Source organism: Cohnella phaseoli (genome assembly GCF_003386235.1).
GTDB classification, from domain to species: Bacteria; Bacillota; Bacilli; order Paenibacillales; family Paenibacillaceae; genus Cohnella; species Cohnella phaseoli.
The window spans coordinates 354,987-375,253 of the sequence record NZ_QRDZ01000005.1 but is presented as its reverse complement, the minus strand read 5'-3'; the positions used below and the strand labels follow the sequence as shown (position 1 = coordinate 375,253).

Below are 20,267 nucleotides of genomic sequence, written 5' to 3'. Positions count from 1 at the left end.
TCATAGGCTTGCGTCCATTCTTTGTCAACGCCAAGAGGCTGTCCCATAAGCAGGTCAAGTTGCTCTTACAGATGATCCATACTAAAAAGGGGTATGTATCTCCTTCCGATGCTATACGCTCCTGAAACCCGAATGGGTTAACCCGTTAATCGGTGGTTTCAGGAGCGTATGAGGCATCTACAGGAGGCACATCCCCCTTACTTTTATTTATCGATCATCTTGAGCAACGCTGCTTATGGGACAGCCACTTCCGGCGCAAGGCCCGGCCAGATCGGGCCGTCACGTCAGCCCCGGCTCTGTCTGTATTGTCCGGGCGTGATGCCTTCGTACTTCTTGAATACGCGCAGCAGCGATTGGCTGCTGGCGAAGCCGCACTGCTCGGCGATATTCTGAATCGCATCGTCCGTAGACGTAAGCTGGTCTTTCACTTTATCGATTCGCCGCTTGTTGACGAAATCGATCAGATTTTCCCCCGTCTGCTCCTTGAAGAACCGGGACAGATAGGTCGGATTGATGTCGAACTCAAGGGCGATGCTGGTCAGGCTCAGGTTCATATCGCTCAGGTTGTCCAGCACATGCTCCACGATCTGGCTCTTCAAGTCGGTGTTGTGACTCTTCTTCTTCTGTTGCAAATAGTCGCATACCGTTTTCAGGAACGTCAAAATTTCGACTTCCATCTCGGCGAACGTCTCGCATTGCGTAATCTGCTTGATCAGATCCGTTTTCTCGACCATGATCTCCGTCGTGCCGAGCTGGAACTGCTCCACCGCTTTCAGCATCGTGCCCGCCAGCTCGAACATGAGCAGCTTGCCCATCTGCGGCGACAGCGTCCCGTCCGAGAAGTTCGCCATCAGAATGCGCTGCAGCACCTCCGCCGCCTGCTCGTAATCGCCCGCAGCCATCTGATTGATGAGCTGGCGTTCCTTATCCAGCGGATAGTACAGCTCGTGCTTGGGCCGCTTGACGGATTCGTACGCGATAATCTGATTGGAGCCGAGCACCAGCTTGTATTCGAGCGATTCCTCGGCCTCCTCGAAGCACTTCGGAATCGAAGACCAGAACGTATGCACATCGCTGACCCCGATCGAGAAGCGGACGAAAAACCGTTCCTGGATAAAGCTTTTGGCTTCCGCGGCAATCTGCAGCAGTTCCTTCTTCGCTTCCTTCTCTTTGCCGGGCAGGTTGACCAGGCAGGCGATCTTCCCATTCGTCTCGGTAAAATAAGCGCGATAACCGGACGACAGCATTTCCCCGAAAATGTTCGTCACGATCAAATAGACGAACTGCGTTTTCTTCTCCAGGTCAAGCTTCTCATTGTCCCTAAACAGCGGCGCATAATCCTCGACCTGCATAAGCAGCACAGCGAAGCGGTCCGTCTCGAAGCGCAAATCGTGCGACTCAATCGCTTGCGACAGCGCGGATTCCGTGTCCACACGGCCACTCAGCAGACGATTCAAAAATTGATTGCGCAGCACAAGCCGTTGCTCCAGCATGCGCTTGTTCGCTTCGTCCTGAATCGCCGCGCTTTCGGTCATGAACGATTGCAGCACGGCGAATTCGTTCGGCATGCTTTTCATATTCGTCTTAACCTTGCTCGACACGAAATCCATCATATTCTGAATCGGGGCGTAATTCCTTCTCGTCAGCCAGAAAGCCGTCAGACCGCCCAGGACGACGCACAGCAGCATCGCGAGGTAAATCAGATTTTTCAGGAGCGTGACTTTGGCCAGGTACACCTTCTCCGGCAGCACCGAAATGTAGGTCCAATTCGTCTCGTTGGAGCGGACGTAGGAAATTGCCGCATTGCTGCCCTCTATATGCTCAACCATAAAACCGCGAGTATCGGCCATTCGCGCCAAAGGAAGCTCCTTTAGCTCGCTCTCCGTTCCGGTCGTCATGATCGGGCGCCCCTCGCTGTCGAGCACGTACACAGACCCTTGACTCGCCAGCTCGATGTGAGAGACGGCCTCTTTGATCCTGCTCTGGTTAAGCAGGACGACAAGCGTAGCCCGGGATTGATGCAGCTCCTGCAGCGGCAGCGACTGCACGTAGACGAGCGAGTTCGTTCCCGGCTGCATATTTTCGTTCAGCGCCATGAATGTGCCGGGCTGTTCCTCTTTCACCCACGCCAGCCAATTCTCGTAACTAATTCCCGACGATTTGTGCAGCACGGAGAACAAATCGTCGGCAGGCATATAGGTCGTCGTCGTAATTCCGGAGTTATGATTTTTAAGAAAAATATAGAAATCGGTCATATCGCCGTTAGTGGTATACGGCTTGAGGTTCGCGATGATGTCCATCGTGCTGAACCTGGCCTCCGTCGTATCCAGCGTATCCCGGTTCAAATAGGCCGCGATTTTCGGATCGAACGACAGCTGCGTTCCGAAGCGGCGAATGTCGGCGGTCTGATTGTCGATAAACTGCCGCACCTGATCCAGAAGCGCATCGTTGGACTTGCGCACTTCCGTTACCAGCATATCCTGCGAACGCAGCAGCACGACCAAGGTTATGAGTATTGGAATAAATAAAACAAACAGATACGAATACAGCCAAAACTTATAAACCTTGCGCTTCATAGCCGTCTTCACCGCCGAAATAGAAAATTTCATCCGCATCCGCGACCTCGCCGCTTACTCCTTCACAGCTCCGATCATGACGCCTTTGGCGAAAAATCGCTGCAGAAACGGGTAAATCAGCAAAATCGGAACCGTAGCCACCATAATTGTAGCATATTTGATACTTTCTCTTACGCCCTCTTGGTCGGCCATCGCATCGCCAAGCTGCATCGAATTCGTATCGTTCAGGACAAGGATTTCGCGCAAAATGAGCTGCAGCGGGAACAAATCCCGACTGCGGAGGAACAGCATGGCGTTAAACCACGAGTTCCAGTGCGCGACGCCATAGTACAATATCATAACCGCTACGACGGGCATGGACAACGGAATGACGATCCGGAACAAAATGCCGAACTCTCCCGAGCCGTCGATCTTCGCCGATTCAATGAGACTTTCCGGAAGCGCCTCGAAGGACGTTCGCATGATGATCAGATTCCACGTGCTGATGGCGACGGGGACAATAAGCGCTAGCAAGCTGTTGCCCATGTGCAGCCAGTTATTGACCAGCAAGTAAGTCGGAATGAGGCCGCCGCTGAAATACATCGTGAAGATGATCGCGATCATGATCGGCTTGCGCAGCAGGAAATTCCGCGATAGACCGTATGCGCCCAACGCCGTGAAGAAGAGATTGGCAAGCGTGCCGAAAATCAGAATAATGAACGTATTGCGGTATCCGCTGAAAATGTTCGGATTGTCGAGCACCCGCTCGTAAGCGGCCAAGCTGAAGCCGAACGGCTTAAGCAGCAAGCCTTGGTGCGCAAGCAGCCGGTTCGAGTCGCTAAAGGATGCCATGATGACATGGTAAAAAGGGTACAGCGTAAGCACGACGAGCAGCAGCATAAGTATCCCGTTGACCAGGTTGAACACGCGATCGGATACGGTCAGTTTCATCATCTATCGAACCCTCCTTACCATAGCCGGTTCCCGGAAATACGGCGGGAAAACCAGTTGGCGCTGATGAGCAATACAAAGTTGATAATCGCCTGGAACAAGCCGACGGCGGAAGTGAAGCTGTAGTTCTGTCCCTCGGCGATCCCTTTCCGGTAAACGAAGGAGGAGATAATGTCCGCAGTCTCATAGGTGTTCGGGTTATAGAGCAGGATGACTTTCTCGAAGCCGATATCCATCAAGCCCCCGATACGCAATATGAGCAAAATCATAATAATCGGAATAAGGCTCGGCAGCGTAATGCTCCACATTTGCCGGAAACGCCCCGCTCCGTCCACTCTGGCCGCTTCGTACAAGTCGGGGTTGATTCCGCTGATCGCCGCCAGGAAGATGATCGACGACCATCCCAGCTCCTGCCAGATGCCGGATGCGACATAGATGCTGCGGAAATTGGCGGCGTCGCCGAGCAGCGTAGTGCGCTCGCCTCCGAAAAACTCGATAATGGTGCTGATGAAGCCGTCGCGGTTCGTAAAGTCGAGAATCAAGCCGCAAATCACGACAAGCGACACGAAGTGCGGCAAATACGTGACCGTCTGAACGACGCTCTTGAACAGCTTCCTGCGAATTTCGTTCAGCAGGATCGCCAGCAGAATCGGCGCCGGAAATCCGAAGACTAGCTGGTAGACGCTAAGCAGCAGCGTATTGCGCAGCACCCGCCAGAAATAGACGCTATCGAAGAAATCCGCGAAATTTTTGAAGCCGATCCATGGACTGCCCAGGATTCCTTTCGGAATGCTGTAGTCCTTAAAAGCGATGATCGACCCGTACATGGGCAAATACTTGAAAATGAAATAGTACAGCACGACCGGCAGCACCATCAGATAAATGGCTTTGTTTTGCACCAGGTCCTTTTTGAGCTTCTGCATCATAGGCGCTCTCCCGCCTCCCGAGAAATCATAAATTTAACTTCCTTTCGCTTGCTTGGTGAAGGGTCGATGCCGGCCATCGACCTGATCCTGTGCTCCATACTAGCGGGACGGGGAACGCGTGTATATTGCGAACTCTTTAGGACGTATTCAAATCTAGACAAATCCCGATAAATCGCGGATTGCAATTTTTTACGCGATTCATTTTTCTTTGGAATGGACCGAAAAAGCCTTGCTGGGCGGGCATTGTGCCGAGTCCGGCAGAGAATGCACTATGCGAAAAATAGCGACCCCCGGCCGAAGCCGGAAGCCGCTATTGCCTCTGGTCAGTCGTTGGAATTGTCCAGCGACTGCATTAATCTGTAGATGAGCATGGCGCCTTCCGCGCGCGTGCCGTTGTCGAGCGGGCGGAATTGCGTCGGCGTCCGTCCCTCTCCGAGCCCGAGCCGATTAGCTTTGAGGATTGCTTCCTGCGCCCAAGCCGGAGCCGAGCCGATGTCGGCAAACTGTGCCGAAGACGCATCGTCCAACGAGGATTTGCCTGCTTTGTACTCGTAAGCGCGAACGACCATCGCCGCCATCTCCTGACGGGTAATCGCAGCGTTCGGCGCAAACTTCGAGCCGGCCCCCTGGACGATTCCGGCCTGAATCGCCAACGCAACGTCATGCGCGTACCATGCGTTCGGACTCACATCCGAGAAGCCGATCGCTCCCGCTTCCTGAAGACCAAGCAGACGAACGAGCAGCGCCGTAAATTCGGACCGCGTAATCGATCTGTTCGGCTGGAACGAATCGAGCGATACGCCGGTAATCAATTGTCTGGCTGCGAGCTGTTTGACTTGCTCGGCAGCCCAATGCGCGTCCGGCAAATCCGCGAACTTTTTCTCGTAAGCGAGAACCGCGTACCGGCCCGGCTCGCGCACAGCGACCGCAAACTTGCCTTCGCTGTGTACGGCGCCGACATAGCGAAGCTTGCCGTCGTCTTCGATCCGGTAAATTCCGATCAAGCTTCCGTCAACGTTCGCAGGCATCACGAGAGAGATCGGCTCGTCAAATTCGTTCACTGCGACCGTTCCGCCGCCTGCTCGCATCACATTCACCGAGAAGCCGAGCGTCCCTCCCGTCGTCTGAATAGAGGCACCTGTACGCTTTCGTTCTGCCGCGAGCAGCGCATTCAGTTCGCTGTCCGGCAGCGCTCCCGAGCGCAATACAATGCTGCCTCCCTGCGCAGAACCGTCTCCAGCCAGTTTCTGCCACGATTTGAGCAGTTCCGCCCGAACAACGATGCCGATACCGTTCGCAGCTATCGCCAGATCGTTGTCTGCGAGCAGCTCGCCGGCATCGCCAGGCAAGACGAGCTCAGCGATCGGCTTGTCGAAGCTTAGTTTCACTTGTCCGTTAACCGCATTTTGGCTTTGCAACTGATTGCCGGTAATTTCTACTCGTGCAGGCGACGGGTTGTTGCCGTTTCCATTACCATTTCCGCTGCCATTGCCATTACCATTGCTGTTGCCGTTTCCGTTTCCATTGCCATTGCTGTTGCCGTTTCCGTTTCCATTGCCGTTTCCATTGCCGTTTCCATTACCATTTCCGCTGCCATTGCCATTACCATTGCTGTTGCCGTTTCCATTGCCATTGCCATTTCCGTTCCCCGGCTCTTGTTCTTTCTTCTTGACCGTTAGCGTATACGAAGCCGTCTTGCCCGCGTACGTCGCCGAAATGAGCGCCGTTCCCTTAGCCAAGGCTTGGATTGCTCCGTCCGCTTCTATCGATGCGATTGTTTCGTCGCCGCTCGCGTATTGGATGCCTTCCGTCAACACGACCTCGGAGTTATCGTCGAACAGAGCCTTCGCCACCGCTTGGCCGGTCTCTCCTTCTACGAGCTCAGTCGGGCCGTTCAGAATTATGCCGATCAACTCCGCCTCGGGCACGACAACCTCCAGCGTAAACGTCTTCTCCTTGCCTTGATAAGAAACCGTAATCGCCGTCTCGCCTTTGCGATGAGCGCGAATCGTGCCGTCCGCATCGACGGTGGCGACCGCTTCGTCGCTGCTCGTATATTGAACGCCTTCCGTTACAAGCAGACGGGTCTGATCGCTGTACAGCGTCTCGGTGCGAATCGTCCCCGAAGCTCCCGCCAGCAGCGACTCGGGAGCCGCGACGTCAAGGCTCTCCAGCGTCGGCGCCTGCGGCTTTAAGGCAATTTCCAAGTAGGACTTGTAGATGCCGTTCTCGCTCTCTTTGCTTCTAATAATTCCGGACAAATCCGTCGTCACCTGTTTCACCAATACGCTGACGACACGATCCGGCTCTGATGAAGATTCGATCAGTTCCGTCACATCGAACGATCTCCACTGAAGCTGATCCGAGAACAAGACCTTATCGAGCCTCGCTCCCTCTGCCGGTTTCGTATTCCACGTAACTGCATTCTCCGTCCAGCCGTTCCCTACCCGGAAAACGCCGATTTCCGACGTTCCCTTGCGGCTATCGTTAACGTTGCCGTATACGAACAGCTTAGCTGAAGCAATCTCCTCGTCCGCTTCCCATTCGCTCAGATTGAATTTCAGCAATATTTCGCGTAAGTAGTTGCCGCTTCCATTTTTAAACTGCAGACTTTGAACCGATCCGTAATTCACTGCAGCGTTCGAACCGGCATTCACATAGGCGTCCTCAATTACCGGAATGACGATCGGCTGCTCGAACTCGGCCTTGCGATTCGGGTCGAAGCGCAATTTAATCGTACGGGTTTGTCCCATTGCGCCCTGTGTGTTAACCTCCAAACGCAGATAAGGCATCGTCTGCAGCACCCGAACGCTCGCATCTGCCTTCATCGTCTCCCCGGCGACTTTGTCCAGATCGACAATGATTTTGCCGGCCTTCCAGGTCGGATCGGATACCGCCACGGTCAGTTCCGTCCCCTGCTCGCGCATTTGGATGGAAGCCGGACGATCCGTTCTCACTCCCCCAGCCGTCGCTCCTTCCCAGAAGTTGTAGGAGGTAATGCCAAGCTTCTTCTCCTTGACGACATGCGCCTGGTTGGTCTGACTGACGATCTCGATGTCGGGATTCATACTGTAGCTCTCCGTCGTCGCCGCGTCTTGATTGGGCAGCAGCACGTAAGCATAGGAGCCGTTTTGCGGCGCCGTACCGTGCCCGAAAGCCAGACTCAAGTAGTTTCTTGTTACCGGATCGGCGCTTTCGCCCGAGTTGATCGCCTGCCATGTGCCCGTTCTTGCTTCCCGCAAAGCGGAAATCGACGGACTGTACGGGAAATAGTAGCCGATCCGCTCACCGGGCACGTTGCCTTCCAGATTTGCCCAACGAACATCGTTCAGCGTCGTCTGCCAGCCAAGCTGATTCGGCTGCGCCTCGCCGTTGACGATCAGCGCATTGCTGCCGGCCTCGTTGATTTGGCGATTTTCCACAATCGTCTCCACGTTCCGCGAGTCCGGGCTTGTAATTCCCGAACCTAGCGCTACGATCTCGTCGTCGAACATGAACCACGATTTCTTCGCGGTCAGATTGCTGCCGGTGCTTTTGCTCAGAGCCATATCCATGCCTGCAGAGCCGTACAGACCGTCCAAAGAAGAACCTCCTACCCAATCCCGGCCGTTGTAGTAGGACGTCCAAGCGGTTGGAGACTTGGCGTAGCCGTCCGTCGTCGTACCCGGCAAGCGGAAGCTGTTCACCGTCGGCCAATACTCATTGCTGTATTGTTTCAGATCGTCGGTATACAGGCTCGTCATTCCAATACCCGTGTACCACCCCTTCGCATTTTCGCCGTTGCCGAATTCAAAAGCCGAGACGCGGTCGGAGAACAGGCTGATGCCGAAGCCGTAGCCGTCTCGCAGATGCACGATTCGATCCATGGCGGAAAATTGATGATGCTTCACCAGAGGTCCTCTTGCCGTTACCGCAGGATCGTTCACGATGCTCTTGAGCACGTTAATATCGTACAGCGACAACCCTTTGTAATAGGACTCGAAGCTGGTGTCCGCGAGTATCCATTCTTTGATCTTGCTCTTCATGCTGGCGGCGTAAGCGTCGGGCGCGCCCTGCGTCAGCCTTCCGATCGTGCGAATGATGCCCCGGCCGGACAGATGGTCGGAATCGCGCGAACGCGAAATGCTCCGTCCTTTGACCGAATCCATAATCGCGCCTTTATAGATCAAAGGCTCGAATACCTCCTCCGCCCACCGATACGCATTGTCCGCATTCGGGTCCGTGATCTCCCACGGCGATCGGCTGTACAAGTAAAACAGATCGGATATACGACCCAATAGAACGGAGCCGTAGCCGCCGGTATAGGCGAGATCGCTATGCTGGATCAAGGAACCGTCGCGATAGATGCCGTCTCCCGATACGGCATATTGGAACTCGCCCGTGATGGAGCTTCTGGCCAAGTCGATTTTGCCGGCATTTTCCCCCAGCACCCCGGACAGCGTGACGACCAACGCCTTGTCCAGCAAGTTGGCGCCGGTCTCGGTAACGCCGTTCAGCCTCTTGCGAGGGTCGGGCACAAAACGATCGATCGACTGCAAGTATTGCTTGAATTTATCCTCGGGCAGTTCGTCATATAACAGCACCAAAATGTTGGCGAGCGCCTGCGGAGCGCCAATCTCCCAATCCCACCAGTTGTCGCTGACCGACTTGCCCGGATTATATTGGTACTTATGCATCCAATCCAGCGCTTTGAACGCATCGTTCAGCAGCTCGGCATTGCCGTAGAACGCCGAATGAGGGTTCTTGTAAGCCGAAGCCATGTCGACAATTCGGCCGTAAGCGCTTGAGATATTGGCGGACTTCGTATTCGTCTTTGTAATAACGCCCGTGAACAAGGAAGTCGGATCGGCCTCCTTGCTTAGCAGGTCCCAACTGCCCGTCTGCTCGGCATTGGCGACTTTGGCATTGAGCAGTTCGATGGCCAATTGGATGTCGGGATCTTCAACGAGCACCTGCTGCCCGCCCAGCAGCAGATCGCGCCATTTCGCGCGCAAAGCGGCGTATCCGTCCAATAGCTCGGGCGATTCGATCGACACCGTGCTTTGCGCCGCGAGCAGGCCGTCCGTAGTTGCGACGCGGATAACGGCCGTTCCCGTCTCATGCGCCGTAACCGTGCCCTGCTGGTCCACGGAGGCTACGCCTGGATTTAAAGAGCTCCACGTCAGCTCGTAGCCCGTGCTGTCTTCAGGCAGCACGCGGGGGGTCAGCGTGTAGCTCTCGTCCTTGCGCAGCTTGAACGTCGCCGGCTCCAAGCTCAGACCGGTGATGCCCTCCCACTCCTGAAGCGTAACATCGTCGAACCAGACCGTCCCGGTTCCCGTCTCGAAGAACGGCTCCAAGCGGATATATCGGGTCGACGGCGGAGCGTTCAGAACGATCTCTCGATAGGTCCAGTCATTTGTTCCCGTCAGCTTTTCCAGACTGGGGCCGTCCCCTAGCTTTACATTCGAGCCGTCCTTGGATGTCAGCTTCTCGTAATACTGCGTGCGGATAAACGCGCCGAGATTAGCCGTTACATTTTCCGTCTTGATCCAGGCTCCCAGCTTATACGCTTTTCCTCCAGCCTGCACTTTGTCTACCGTCACATCTTCGCTCACGCCGGTTCTCGCCGATGCCGGATGCTTGATCTCCAGCGAACGGTTGCCGGAATAGTATACGGCGTCCGTCACCGATACAAGTCCGCCTGGCGAAGCGTTCCACACTCCCCATCCGCTCGCTCCTATTCCGTTCACCCAACCCGTTTGTCCCGCACTCATGGTTTCAAAGCCGCCGTTATCCGCTACATTTACTGCCGCTGCCCGTACGTGTGACTGTCCTGCCGGAGCGGCCATGCCCATCAATTGAACAACCATGGTAAGCGCTAACATCTTATTCCATAATTTTGAATGCGTTTTCAAAATTGATCACCTCGGAAGAAATGAAGTTGATTTCGGATAATGAAAAGGGTTGTCCTATAAGCAGAGTTGCTTGAGATGATCGAGATATAAAGAAAGGGGGATGTGCCTCCCGGAGACTGCCTCATACGCTTCTGAAATCACCTTATCACGGGTTTACCCATTCAGACTTCAGAAAGCGTATAGCATCGGAGGGAGGCACATACCCCTTGCACCTTTATCATCGATTATCTTTTACAGCAACTTGGTTGACTTATGAGACATCCCCGCCGGGATTAACGCTGCTGGAAGCGGTCGTACGCAACTTGTTGCAGCTCGAGTGCGCGATCGATGCCCATCTTCTTGAATTGCTCGAGAGCTTTGTCAAAGCTGTCGACCTGCGCGGAACCCATAATGATTTTGGTTACGACTTCATCGCGGTACGTGTTCACGTCGGTCATGATTTTGGCAAATTCGGAAGCTTCCTCCGGCGTCAACGAAATCGGCGGAATCAGAACGGAAGCCGCGTTGTTCGAATACTGAGCGTACACCTTAACCGCATCTTTCTGAGCGTCAAGCGCATAGTATTGGTCGTTGTAACGGTCGTCGTCCAAGCCAGGGAACGGATAGTTCGCGATAAAATATTTCGCCATCGCTTGGCCGATCGGCAGCTTGTCCGGGTTGTTCAGAATCAGATCGGTATATTTCGGCTGGCCGTCTACGGACGTATAGGTTTTGTCTTCGACTCCGAAGTTTTTGAGTACGGCGCCCTCGTCGCTGAACAGGTAATCCAACGCTTTGATCGTCTCGGCCGGATTTTTATTCGAGCTGGTAATAAGCGCGCCTACATTGCTGTATTCCCAACCCGTTTCGGTGAACTTAGGCTCGTCGCCTTTGTTCATTACAGGATACTGCACAGCCGCCAGCATCGCGTTAGGAACGGTTTCCTGAAGGGCCGGTAGCCACTGTCCCATGCTGCCTCCGATATATCCGAAGGATGCGGCCGCTTTGCCCGAAGCCATCTTCGCCGTTTTGGCGTTGCCGTCGTTGGAGGCGTAATCGGGATCGATCAGCCCGTCTTTGTACCATTGCTGCATACGCGCCAAGTAATCTTTGAATGCAGGCTGCATCGGCCCGTATTGTACCTTGCCGCTATCCAGGTAAAACTCCTTGCCGATGCCGTACGCTCCCATGAAATCGGACGAATTGCGGGAGCCGAGCAGCAAATCTTTTTCAGCCGTATAAGGGAATATCCCCTTCTTCTCTTTGATCGTGCGCAGTACGTTTTCCCACTCGTCGATCGTTTCCGGCGATTGCAGTCCGAGCTCGTCGAGCCAATCTTTGCGGATCATTTGGCCGGCGAACGTTTTGTATTTCCCGTACTCGCCATATTTCAGGTTAGGGAAAACGTAGAGATCCCCGTTATCCGCTTTGATCTGCTTCGCCACCTGCGGATTCTCGTCCAGAATTCTCTTCAGGTTCGGAGCGTATTGGTCGATCAGCTCGTTCAGCTTAATGATAGTGCCGTCCTGGTACAGCTTGGCCGGACCGCCTTGGAAATTGGTCATGTTCCACACGATCAGATCGGGCAGATCGCCCGAAGCGACCATAACGCCGAATTGCTGCTGAGCGTCGGCGCCAGTGCCGGTCGGATGCTCGAATTTGAATTTAACGTTCGTTTTTTTCTCCCACTCCTGAACCATCTCTACGTCGCTCAGGCTCTGCACGACCGCTTGGGCGTTAGGATTAAGCGGATGCCATAGCTTCAGCGTTATCGGTCCGGCGGACGATTCGCTTGAGGACGAGCTGGATGCTTGGCTGGATGGCGCGGCGCTGCTGCTTGCGCCGCCGTTCGAACTGTCTTTGGAGCAAGCCGTGGCGATTGCGCCGGTCGTTAATGCGATAGAAAGCAGAAGCGCAAATTTGGAGACTTTCTTCATCTGTTACTCCCCTTTAGGATTGAGTTTGATGTTTACCGCATGTCCGCACAGCCGCTTTTATTAGTAGGACTGTTTATGACTGCAAGACTGCCGTGCCGGCTCGGTTCATCACATCCCCATCGTACAGGGACATCCCGGAATGTGTATATTCGCAACTCTTGAAGACGTATTCAAATCTAGACAAATCGCGAGTAACAATTTTTGACGAGGTTCATTTATCTTTGGAATGCCCCTATTTTCATATAAGTTTCCCCTAAATAGCCAAGCTCGCTACAGGCAAAAAAAATAAAACGCCACCCTATACGGATGACGCTCTGCCGGCTAATGGCGGGGGCTGTCCCGAATGACCTGCACCGCTTTCGTCAGCTCGCGCAAAATGTCGGACTGAAGCTGCGGCTCCTGATAAATCGCTTTAATATAAGCTTCACCGGCTTGGCCGGACGTATAGCGCGGAGGCAAATGATTCAACGCCAGCAGCACGATGTCCATCTGACATTGGTTGCAGCTGCATTCCAAAATTCCCGATTTCACGTAATGCTCCTCGAATAAACCGCTGACGATCGGTTCCATCGCATTAAATACGGATAGCTCGCGAGAAAAGAACATATTTGACACTCTCCATCTGAATCGGTAATGCAGATCTCCCTTCCTATATCGGCAGGCAAGTCCCCGATCGATAGAGGGGCGCGGCAGAGTTGGTTCGATTGTCCCGGTGCCCGATCTCTTCCTAAGCCTAACGTAATAAAAAGATCGTTCGAATCTCCCTTTGTACTGCGAATGCGAGTTGCCCCTACGTTCCCATCCTCTCCATAGTCTATCACTTGCGCGCTTGCGTATGATAACATTTGGTATGGCCGATTCCCCAAAGCGCTCGAAAAGTTCGGCGATGCGAAGGAGGACTAAAGATGGCGCACCATTTTTCCGTGCATACGGGCAACGGATACATGCGTATGCTCGAACAGTATAAAGCCATTCACGGACAGCTCGGAACCGTCCGCTTCCTGCCGAACCATGCCGCAGGCAGCGGCGTCGTATACGATATTAAGCCGGAATACGGCCAAGGCACGCTGCAAATGTATCTTCTGCAATCCAACGTTATGCTGCTCATTTACGACTTCGTACTGACGGACGAGATGGTGACCGCGTTCGATCTGGACGACGATTATTTCGAGCTGGAATACTGCATTGACGGAAGCATGCACATTCACGAACGGCAGGCGGGAGAGGCCCGCTTTGCCGCCAACGAGCTTTCCGTCTCCTTGTCGCAGGCCGTCAGCGGCAATATTCGGCGCAATGCCGGACAAGCCTACCGCGGCGTATCGATCACGGGTAGCCGCGCGGCGCTGCCCGCTTATTTCGGCAGCGCCGGCATCGGAATCTGGAACGAGACGATCGAGCGCATGGATGCCCGCGAGCGGGCCGAGTATTATCTCGGGGCGCAAGCGTCCCCGGAAATCGCCTCGGCCTTCCTGCAAATCTATCACTGCCGCTTACCCGTCTTAACGCGCGCCCTCTTCTACGAGAGCAAGGTGTCCGAGATCTTGTCCGCCATTGTGTCGCTTGAAATCGAGCGCGTCAGCGATTATGTGGCCATCTCCTTAAGCCCTCACGAGTATCGGCAAATCAAGCGGATTCCCCGCCTGCTGATGGAATCGCCTGAAGAATGCCCGACGCTATCCTCGCTCTCCGATCAATTGGGCATTGCGCTTAAACGGCTTACGAAAGGGTTTAAAATGCTGTACGGGGATACGATTTTCAGCTATCACCGCAAGCAGACGCTCCAGCAAGCCTCGTCTCTGCTGCTCGGCACGGATCGGTCCGTCAGCGAGATCGCTTACGAGGTAGGCTACTCCAATCCAAGCAACTTCGGCGTCGCCTTTAAGAAGCATTTCGGAATGACCCCGATGCAATACCGGGAAACTTCCATTTTGCATAAACGTTAACCGACTCGTCTTCCTTCATGAGCGTCGCCCCGGCATTTCCGGTTTGTTCCGTAAGCAGAAAGAGCCTGTACGGCCTTACTTATGGGACAAACCCTTTTTTGTGCTGTCAAAAAAGACGAATCGGCTCATCGCTCAACAAGAATCGGACCCGCGCTCAATAAGAGGCTCTTCGATTGTTAGGTATAATGATAATCGTTCTCAATTACAAAGGAGGAAATGACATGCTCTCTCAACTAAGACGCGGCGTGCTCGGACTGGCACTATGCCTGCCCCTGCTAAGCGCCTGCTCGCAAAATTCCGCGCCGGAACTGCCGGCCGCAACGACAAACGCCGTTCCTTCGAAGCAAGCGGCCTCCGAACAGTCCGGCCGTTACCCTGTAACGCTCTCGATGTACGACGATGAAGGAAAAGAGATTCGGCAAACGCTGGAGAAAGCGCCCGAAAGGGTCGTCGTCGTCGGACAGGGCTTTGCGGAGCTGATGCTCGCTTTCGGGGAAGAAGATAAAATCGCGGGATTGGGTTATCTGGACAAGTCCTATTCGAAATACGAGGCACAAATCGCCAAGCTGCCGATTCTGGCCGAGATGTGGCCGTCCCCCGAGGCAATCCTGGAGTTGAAGCCGGATCTGATCGTCGCCATGTCGTCCGGCTTCAAGAAGGACCGCATCGGCGACATCGCGTTCTGGAACGAGCGGAATATTCCCGTGCTCGCGGGAATTAACTACACGATCGGAAGAACGATCGACGGGTTCTTCGACGACATTGCCAACCTGGGCACCGCGCTGAATATCGAAGCCAAGGCGGACGCCTTTATCGCCGAACAACGAGAGCGCATCGCCGCCATTCAGAAGACCACGGAACAGGTATCCGTCAAGCCGAAGGTGCTGCTCGTCGCCAGCGGCGGCCGGGAGACGTACGACTACTACTCTCCCTCCCTATGCGTTATTGACGAGATGATCGAAGGCTCGGGCGGGGAGTATTTGAAACTGTCCGAGGACACCTACGTGGAGATGTCGGCCGAATCGATTCTCTCCGTCAATCCGGACAAAATCATTCTGACCGAGTTTCAACGCTCGGATAGCGAAGCCGCGAGGAACAAGCTGTTGAACAATCCGACGCTGCGCAGCGTAACGGCGATCAAGAACGGGGACGTCATGGTCGCCGACTATACGAACGCCATTCGCGGCAGCCTGGAGTTGGCCGATCTCTACGAAGATGTGGCCGCCTTCCTTCATCCCGGATTGTTCGGAGGCCAATCGTAATGGCAAGCTCGCCTGTCGCGCAGCGCCCCGCCGACCGTCTTCCCGGGGCCAAACGCCTTCCGTCATCGGCGATCGCCCTGCTCTTGTTGGCGGCGGTGGGCTGCTCGATCATCTTATCCGTATCGATCGGTCAGATCGGTATTCCGTTCGGCCACTCGCTGCGAATTCTGCTCCATCAGATTACCGGGCTTCAGACCGGACACGCAAGCGTAATTAACGACGAACTGCTCGTCGACGTCATCTGGCAAATCCGCCTGCCCCGGGTGCTGCTGGCTGCAATCGCGGGCATCGGCCTGGCGCTGTGCGGCTCGGTGATGCAAGCGGCCGTGCAGAATCCGCTGGCCGATCCGTTTATTCTAGGCATCTCGTCCGGCTCGTCGCTGGGCGCCACCTTCGCGATTATGGTCGGCTTCGGCTTCGGAGGTTGGCTGGGAGAATTCGGGGTCGCTTCGTGGGCCTTCGTCGGGGCGTTGGGCGCAACGGCCCTCGTACTGGGACTTGCCAGCATCGGAGGCAAATCTTCCGCAGTCAAGCTGGTGCTGGCCGGTACGGTCATTAACGCGGTGTGCGGCGCGATGTCGAACTTTATTATTTACTTCGCCAAAAACGCCGAAGGCATCCGGTCCGTCACCTTCTGGACGATGGGCAGCCTGGCCTCGGCACAATGGGCGTCCCTGCCGCTCATTGCCGCGGTCGTTCTGGTCGCTCTGCTCTATTTTCTGCTGCAATCCCGGATACTCAACGCAATGCTGATGGGGGAAGAGGCTGCCGTTACCCTTGGCGTCAACCTCGTCTTTTACAGACGTCTGTACATGGTGCTCTCGGCCGTCGTTACCGGCTTTCTGGTCGCTTCCTGCGGAATCATCGGCTTCGTAGGACTTATCGTGCCGCATATCGTGCGCGGCTTCGCCGGCTCGGATCATAAGCGGCTTATCCCGGCCGCCGCCCTGTTCGGCGCTCTGTTCATGATCTGGACGGACGTTGCGGCTCGCACGGTTATTCCTAACGGGGAGCTCCCGATCGGAATTCTCACCTCCTTGTTCGGAGCGCCCATATTCATGTACATGCTGCTCAAAAAAAGATACGGATTCGGAGGGTAATAGACGATGGAATTAAACGCCGATTGTGTGTCCGTCGCTCTGTCGGGCGTCGATGTCGTCAAGAAAATCAGCTTGCAGGTCAAGAACAAGCAATTCGTCGGCCTCATCGGCCCGAACGGTTGCGGCAAATCCACGCTGCTGAAAAGCATTTATAAAATACTCAAGCCCCGGGAGGGACGGATCTTGCTCGGCGAGCAGGACGTGCTGAAATCATCCGTCCGCAGCCTGTCCAAGACGCTCGGGGTAGTCGGCCAGTTCAACGAGCTCGGCTTCGACTTCACCGTCCGGGAGATGGTCTCGATGGGCAGAACGCCGCACAAGCGTTTTATGGAGGCGGATAACGCGGAGGACGAGCGAATTGTGCGCGACGCCCTCGATAAAGTCGATCTGACGGCTTACGCCGACCGCAGCTATTTGACCTTGTCCGGCGGCGAGAAGCAGCGCGTCATCCTCGCCCGGGCCATCGCCCAGCAGCCGAAGTTTCTCATTCTCGACGAGCCGACCAACCATTTGGACATGAAGTATCAGCTCCAGATTCTCTCGATCGTCAAATCTCTGAACATCGGAGTGCTGGCGGCGCTGCACGATCTGTCCATGGCTTCTATGTACTGCGATGTGCTCTATGCGGTCAAGCATGGAGAGGTAGCAGGCTTCGGTCCTCCGAAGAAGCTGTTAACCAAGTCGTTGATCAAGGAAGTATACGACGTAGATTGCGAGGTATACCCGAACCCGATCACCGGCGATCTGGCAATCGCTTATTTGCCGGCCGCTCCGCATCCATGCTCCGAGGCGGTGTAAGGGCTGTAGAATCGATGGGGCTCGGCGCTATTCGAAGGGCATGGGCTGGCGCAGGGGCCGAAGCTCACACCTTAGAGGACTTAGCGCCACACCCGTACCAGCGCGGAATGTTCCCGAATCTCTCGAAGTCCGAAGACAACGCTCCGGCCGGCGCCGGAGCGTTCCGCGGCGGCGCCGGCTTTCTCCGGCAAGCAGCGGCGTCATTTTCCGCAGCGTCCTTGTTCAGTCCTCCATCCCCAAGCTTCCTCAATTAGCGCGGTCTCACCCAGCTTATGCCTTCAATAATATAGCAAATTGACGGGGCCGAAGCTCTGATTAACCGTACCGTCGTAGTACCAGCTTCCGTTCCACTTGAATATCGCAAAGTTCGCCGTCCACGCATTGCTTAAAGATACGGTCGTATCATCATGATAATATCGATCTCCTCCGCTCGTTTCGCTCGCCACGAGATTATAGGAGGTATTGGCCGACAGCGATGCGGGCGTCGATAAATTGCAGTATTTAAAGCCGAGTCCATCCGCCTTGCCTGCCGCCATATTCACCGTACAAGAAGCGACTAACGACTTATCGCTTTCCTTGTATAGGGATACCGTATGCAAGCCGCTATTGCCGTTACCCATAAATCTTCCTAGGGACGAAACGGTTCGAGCGGTTCCTCCGATTGTAAAATTGAAGCCCGCTTCTCCGGTGAAACTATTTTGAGGGGATCCCAATGTTTTTCCGGTCAGCATAGAGAAATTCGAGGAGTCCTTGAACAACAAATTAACCGGACCAAAGCTTTGAGAAGCCGAACCGTCGTAGTACCAGACTCCATTCCATTTGAATATCGCAAAATTAGCCGTGCCCGATCCTAGGGTTACGGTCGTATCATCATGATAGTATTGATCTCCCCCGCTCGTCTCGCTCGAAACAAGGTTGTATGAAGTATTAGCCGCTAGCGTAATAGATGCGGGTAATGTACAGTACTTGAACCCCGAAACGTCGGCTGTCCCGATTGCCATGTTTACCGTGCAGGATGCCACTAAAGATTTATCGCTTTCCTTATATAGGGATACCGTATGGGACTTGTTATTTCCGCTTACATAGAACCTTCCTAGAGATGTAACGGTTCGAGCGGTTCCCCCGATCGTAAAATTGAATCCCGCTTCTCCGGTGAAATCGTTCCGCAGAGCTCCTAATGTTTGCCCGGTAACTAGAGGGTCGTATTTCCCGACGGGTGTCAATTCGTACACTTGTACCTGTTCAGCGCCAACCGTCCCCGACAGTTTCCCGTCCGTGCCTATCGATAGCGTGGATGGCAGTCGAGTAAACATGCTCTTCGCGACAGCATTCTGATAGCCTGCCGGCAATGGAATAGACGCGCTATCATCAGCCGGCGTCCCAGGTCCCCCCGGCTGATGATAGGGAACATTCGCCACCGAGTCATAGCTTGTGTTGACGACGATGACATATACTTTCCCGTCATACTCCCAATGAGTCACTCTTAAATTCGGATTTCCCGTCGGTACCTCCGTCTTATTGCCGAGCATTAGCGCCGGCTTCAAGGCATTAATCTCGGGGACCATAGCTTTGGTCTCCGCGTACAGATCGGCCGGAATCGTCGTATTGTTCGGTGCATAATAGTAGGGGAAAAATAAGATTCCTTTTGCCCCAGCCGCAAGCGCTTGGTAGGTCATGTTTCTCACTTCGCTCGCATCGGGAGCACGTCCCAATACGGGGTCCGGCTGCAACGAAGGCGCGATCTGGTACCAACTGAAGGTCTGAATAACTCCAAACGCCGGTTTCCCCGCGGCTCTATAAGCATCGGCCGTATCCTTCATCGCGGCGTATACCGTATTCATAGGTATGCTGGTGCCGATCGGATACATCTGCCGCCCCATCGTATCCAGGATATTCACATAACTTCCGACATTGTATCCCGGCTCATACGTATAATGCGCACCCGTTCCGTAAGTAATATGATTGGAATCGATAGCCCTGACAGCGTCTTGATAGCTTTGAGCCGTCGCGGGCTCGATGTAAGGATCGCAATCGTCGCAAATGCTCCAACCTAGAATAGCAGGCTTATCTTTCCATTGCGCCAAAAAATTATAATTAACGAGCGTAGCAATATTTTCAGGCATAAGCTTGATTCCTTTTGCACCGGCATCGTCGACGAAACTTGTGTCGAATCCGTTATCCAGGTCGGCGGAAGGATGCATGACGTTAAAGCCGTCTGCAGCTAATTGATGCATATCCGCTGAAAGCTTGCCCGCCGGCATCTTGTATGAGCTTGCCACTTTCGTCCATCCCGTCGCTCCGTCTGCGGATACCTCCACTTCATAATGCGTAGGCGCAATCGTATGACAAAGCCACGCTTTGAGCGTGACTTTATCGAAGGACTTCGCGCTGTTCCACGTCAAGGTCACATATGCCGGCATCGCCGGAAATGTGCCGCTGGCATAATCGTTGGACAAGCTGCCATCGTTTAATTCGGCAGGAGAATGATTCGGATCGGCATGCACGCTTGTTGCGCTCGCCGTAGCCGAGGTAGCCAGGTTGGGTCCCGATCCGTCGTTCACCTCAATTTCCACAATACCGAAATAGTTCTGAACCATATTGGCTTTAAGTATTTTTAACCTCACGCCTTTTACATTTGTAACTCTTGCAAAGCTCGCCACATCCGACTCGACCGTAAAATTATTCGTGTGCCACGGAATTTGCCCCCATGCCACTTCGTAAAAGCCGAATGGAAAAAAAGGCTGCCCGTTAACCAATAGGGTTCCGTCACTTGTTGAACCCGAGGTTGAGGCCGATACCGTTTGATAAGGATTAAAAAAAGTCAGCAGCAAAGTAACCGAGAAGAGAAGCGAAGCGATTTTATACTTATTCTTCATCGTAAATCACTCCTTTTTCGTAGAAGCATTAGAAACCAATAGC

General features: G+C 54.3%; 11 protein-coding genes. 4 read left to right on the top strand and 7 right to left on the bottom strand.

Going from position 1 to position 20,267, the window contains the following annotated elements:
- Positions 1–284: 284 nt before the first annotated feature.
- The 6 genes from DFP98_RS09120 to DFP98_RS09095 all read right to left on the bottom strand — a co-directional run bounded on the left by DFP98_RS09120 (position 285) and on the right by DFP98_RS09095 (position 12,851).
- Positions 285–2,609 (bottom strand): AraC family transcriptional regulator, encoded by a 2,325-nt coding sequence (locus DFP98_RS09120; RefSeq protein ID WP_181917579.1) that lies wholly within the window; start codon positions 2,607–2,609, stop codon positions 285–287.
- A 21-nt stretch (positions 2,610–2,630) separates the two neighbouring features.
- Positions 2,631–3,509 carry a carbohydrate ABC transporter permease gene (locus tag DFP98_RS09115; RefSeq protein WP_116060254.1) on the bottom strand — a complete coding sequence of 293 codons (879 nt, stop codon included), beginning with the start codon at positions 3,507–3,509 and terminating at the stop codon, positions 2,631–2,633.
- Between the two features lie 14 nt (positions 3,510–3,523).
- Positions 3,524–4,429 carry an ABC transporter permease gene (locus tag DFP98_RS09110; protein WP_116060297.1) on the bottom strand — a complete coding sequence of 302 codons (906 nt, stop codon included), beginning with the start codon at positions 4,427–4,429 and terminating at the stop codon, positions 3,524–3,526.
- 326 nt (positions 4,430–4,755) lie between these two features.
- Positions 4,756–10,284: a polysaccharide lyase family 8 super-sandwich domain-containing protein gene (locus DFP98_RS09105; RefSeq protein WP_220377072.1), complete on the bottom strand. Its 5,529-nt coding sequence runs from the start codon at positions 10,282–10,284 to the stop codon at positions 4,756–4,758.
- Positions 10,285–10,601: 317 nt separating this feature from the next.
- Positions 10,602–12,245 (bottom strand): type 2 periplasmic-binding domain-containing protein, encoded by a 1,644-nt coding sequence (locus DFP98_RS09100; protein WP_116060252.1) that lies wholly within the window; start codon positions 12,243–12,245, stop codon positions 10,602–10,604.
- Between the two features lie 321 nt (positions 12,246–12,566).
- Positions 12,567–12,851 (bottom strand): late competence development ComFB family protein, encoded by a 285-nt coding sequence (locus DFP98_RS09095; protein WP_116060251.1) that lies wholly within the window; start codon positions 12,849–12,851, stop codon positions 12,567–12,569.
- A gap of 299 nt (positions 12,852–13,150) precedes the next feature.
- Here DFP98_RS09095 and DFP98_RS09090 point away from each other — a divergent pair, with 299 nt between their 5' ends.
- The 4 genes from DFP98_RS09090 to DFP98_RS09075 all read left to right on the top strand — a co-directional run bounded on the left by DFP98_RS09090 (position 13,151) and on the right by DFP98_RS09075 (position 17,348).
- The gene (locus DFP98_RS09090; protein ID WP_116060250.1) at positions 13,151–14,188 is read left to right on the top strand and encodes a helix-turn-helix domain-containing protein; all 1,038 of its coding nucleotides are present in this window, start codon (positions 13,151–13,153) and stop codon (positions 14,186–14,188) included.
- Positions 14,189–14,409: 221 nt separating this feature from the next.
- Positions 14,410–15,450 carry an ABC transporter substrate-binding protein gene (locus tag DFP98_RS09085; protein WP_116060249.1) on the top strand — a complete coding sequence of 347 codons (1,041 nt, stop codon included), beginning with the start codon at positions 14,410–14,412 and terminating at the stop codon, positions 15,448–15,450.
- Positions 15,450–16,550, top strand: a complete 1,101-nt coding sequence (locus DFP98_RS09080) for a FecCD family ABC transporter permease (protein WP_116060248.1) — start codon at positions 15,450–15,452, stop codon at positions 16,548–16,550. The genes DFP98_RS09085 and DFP98_RS09080 overlap by 1 nt, the downstream gene beginning before the upstream one ends.
- Before the next feature lie 6 nt (positions 16,551–16,556).
- Entirely contained in the window at positions 16,557–17,348 is a 792-nt protein-coding gene (locus tag DFP98_RS09075; RefSeq protein WP_116060247.1) for an ABC transporter ATP-binding protein, read from the top strand.
- A gap of 278 nt (positions 17,349–17,626) precedes the next feature.
- Here DFP98_RS09075 and DFP98_RS09070 read toward each other — a convergent pair whose 3' ends face one another.
- The gene (locus tag DFP98_RS09070) at positions 17,627–20,224 is read right to left on the bottom strand and encodes a hypothetical protein (protein WP_116060246.1); all 2,598 of its coding nucleotides are present in this window, start codon (positions 20,222–20,224) and stop codon (positions 17,627–17,629) included.
- Positions 20,225–20,267: the final 43 nt, after the last annotated feature.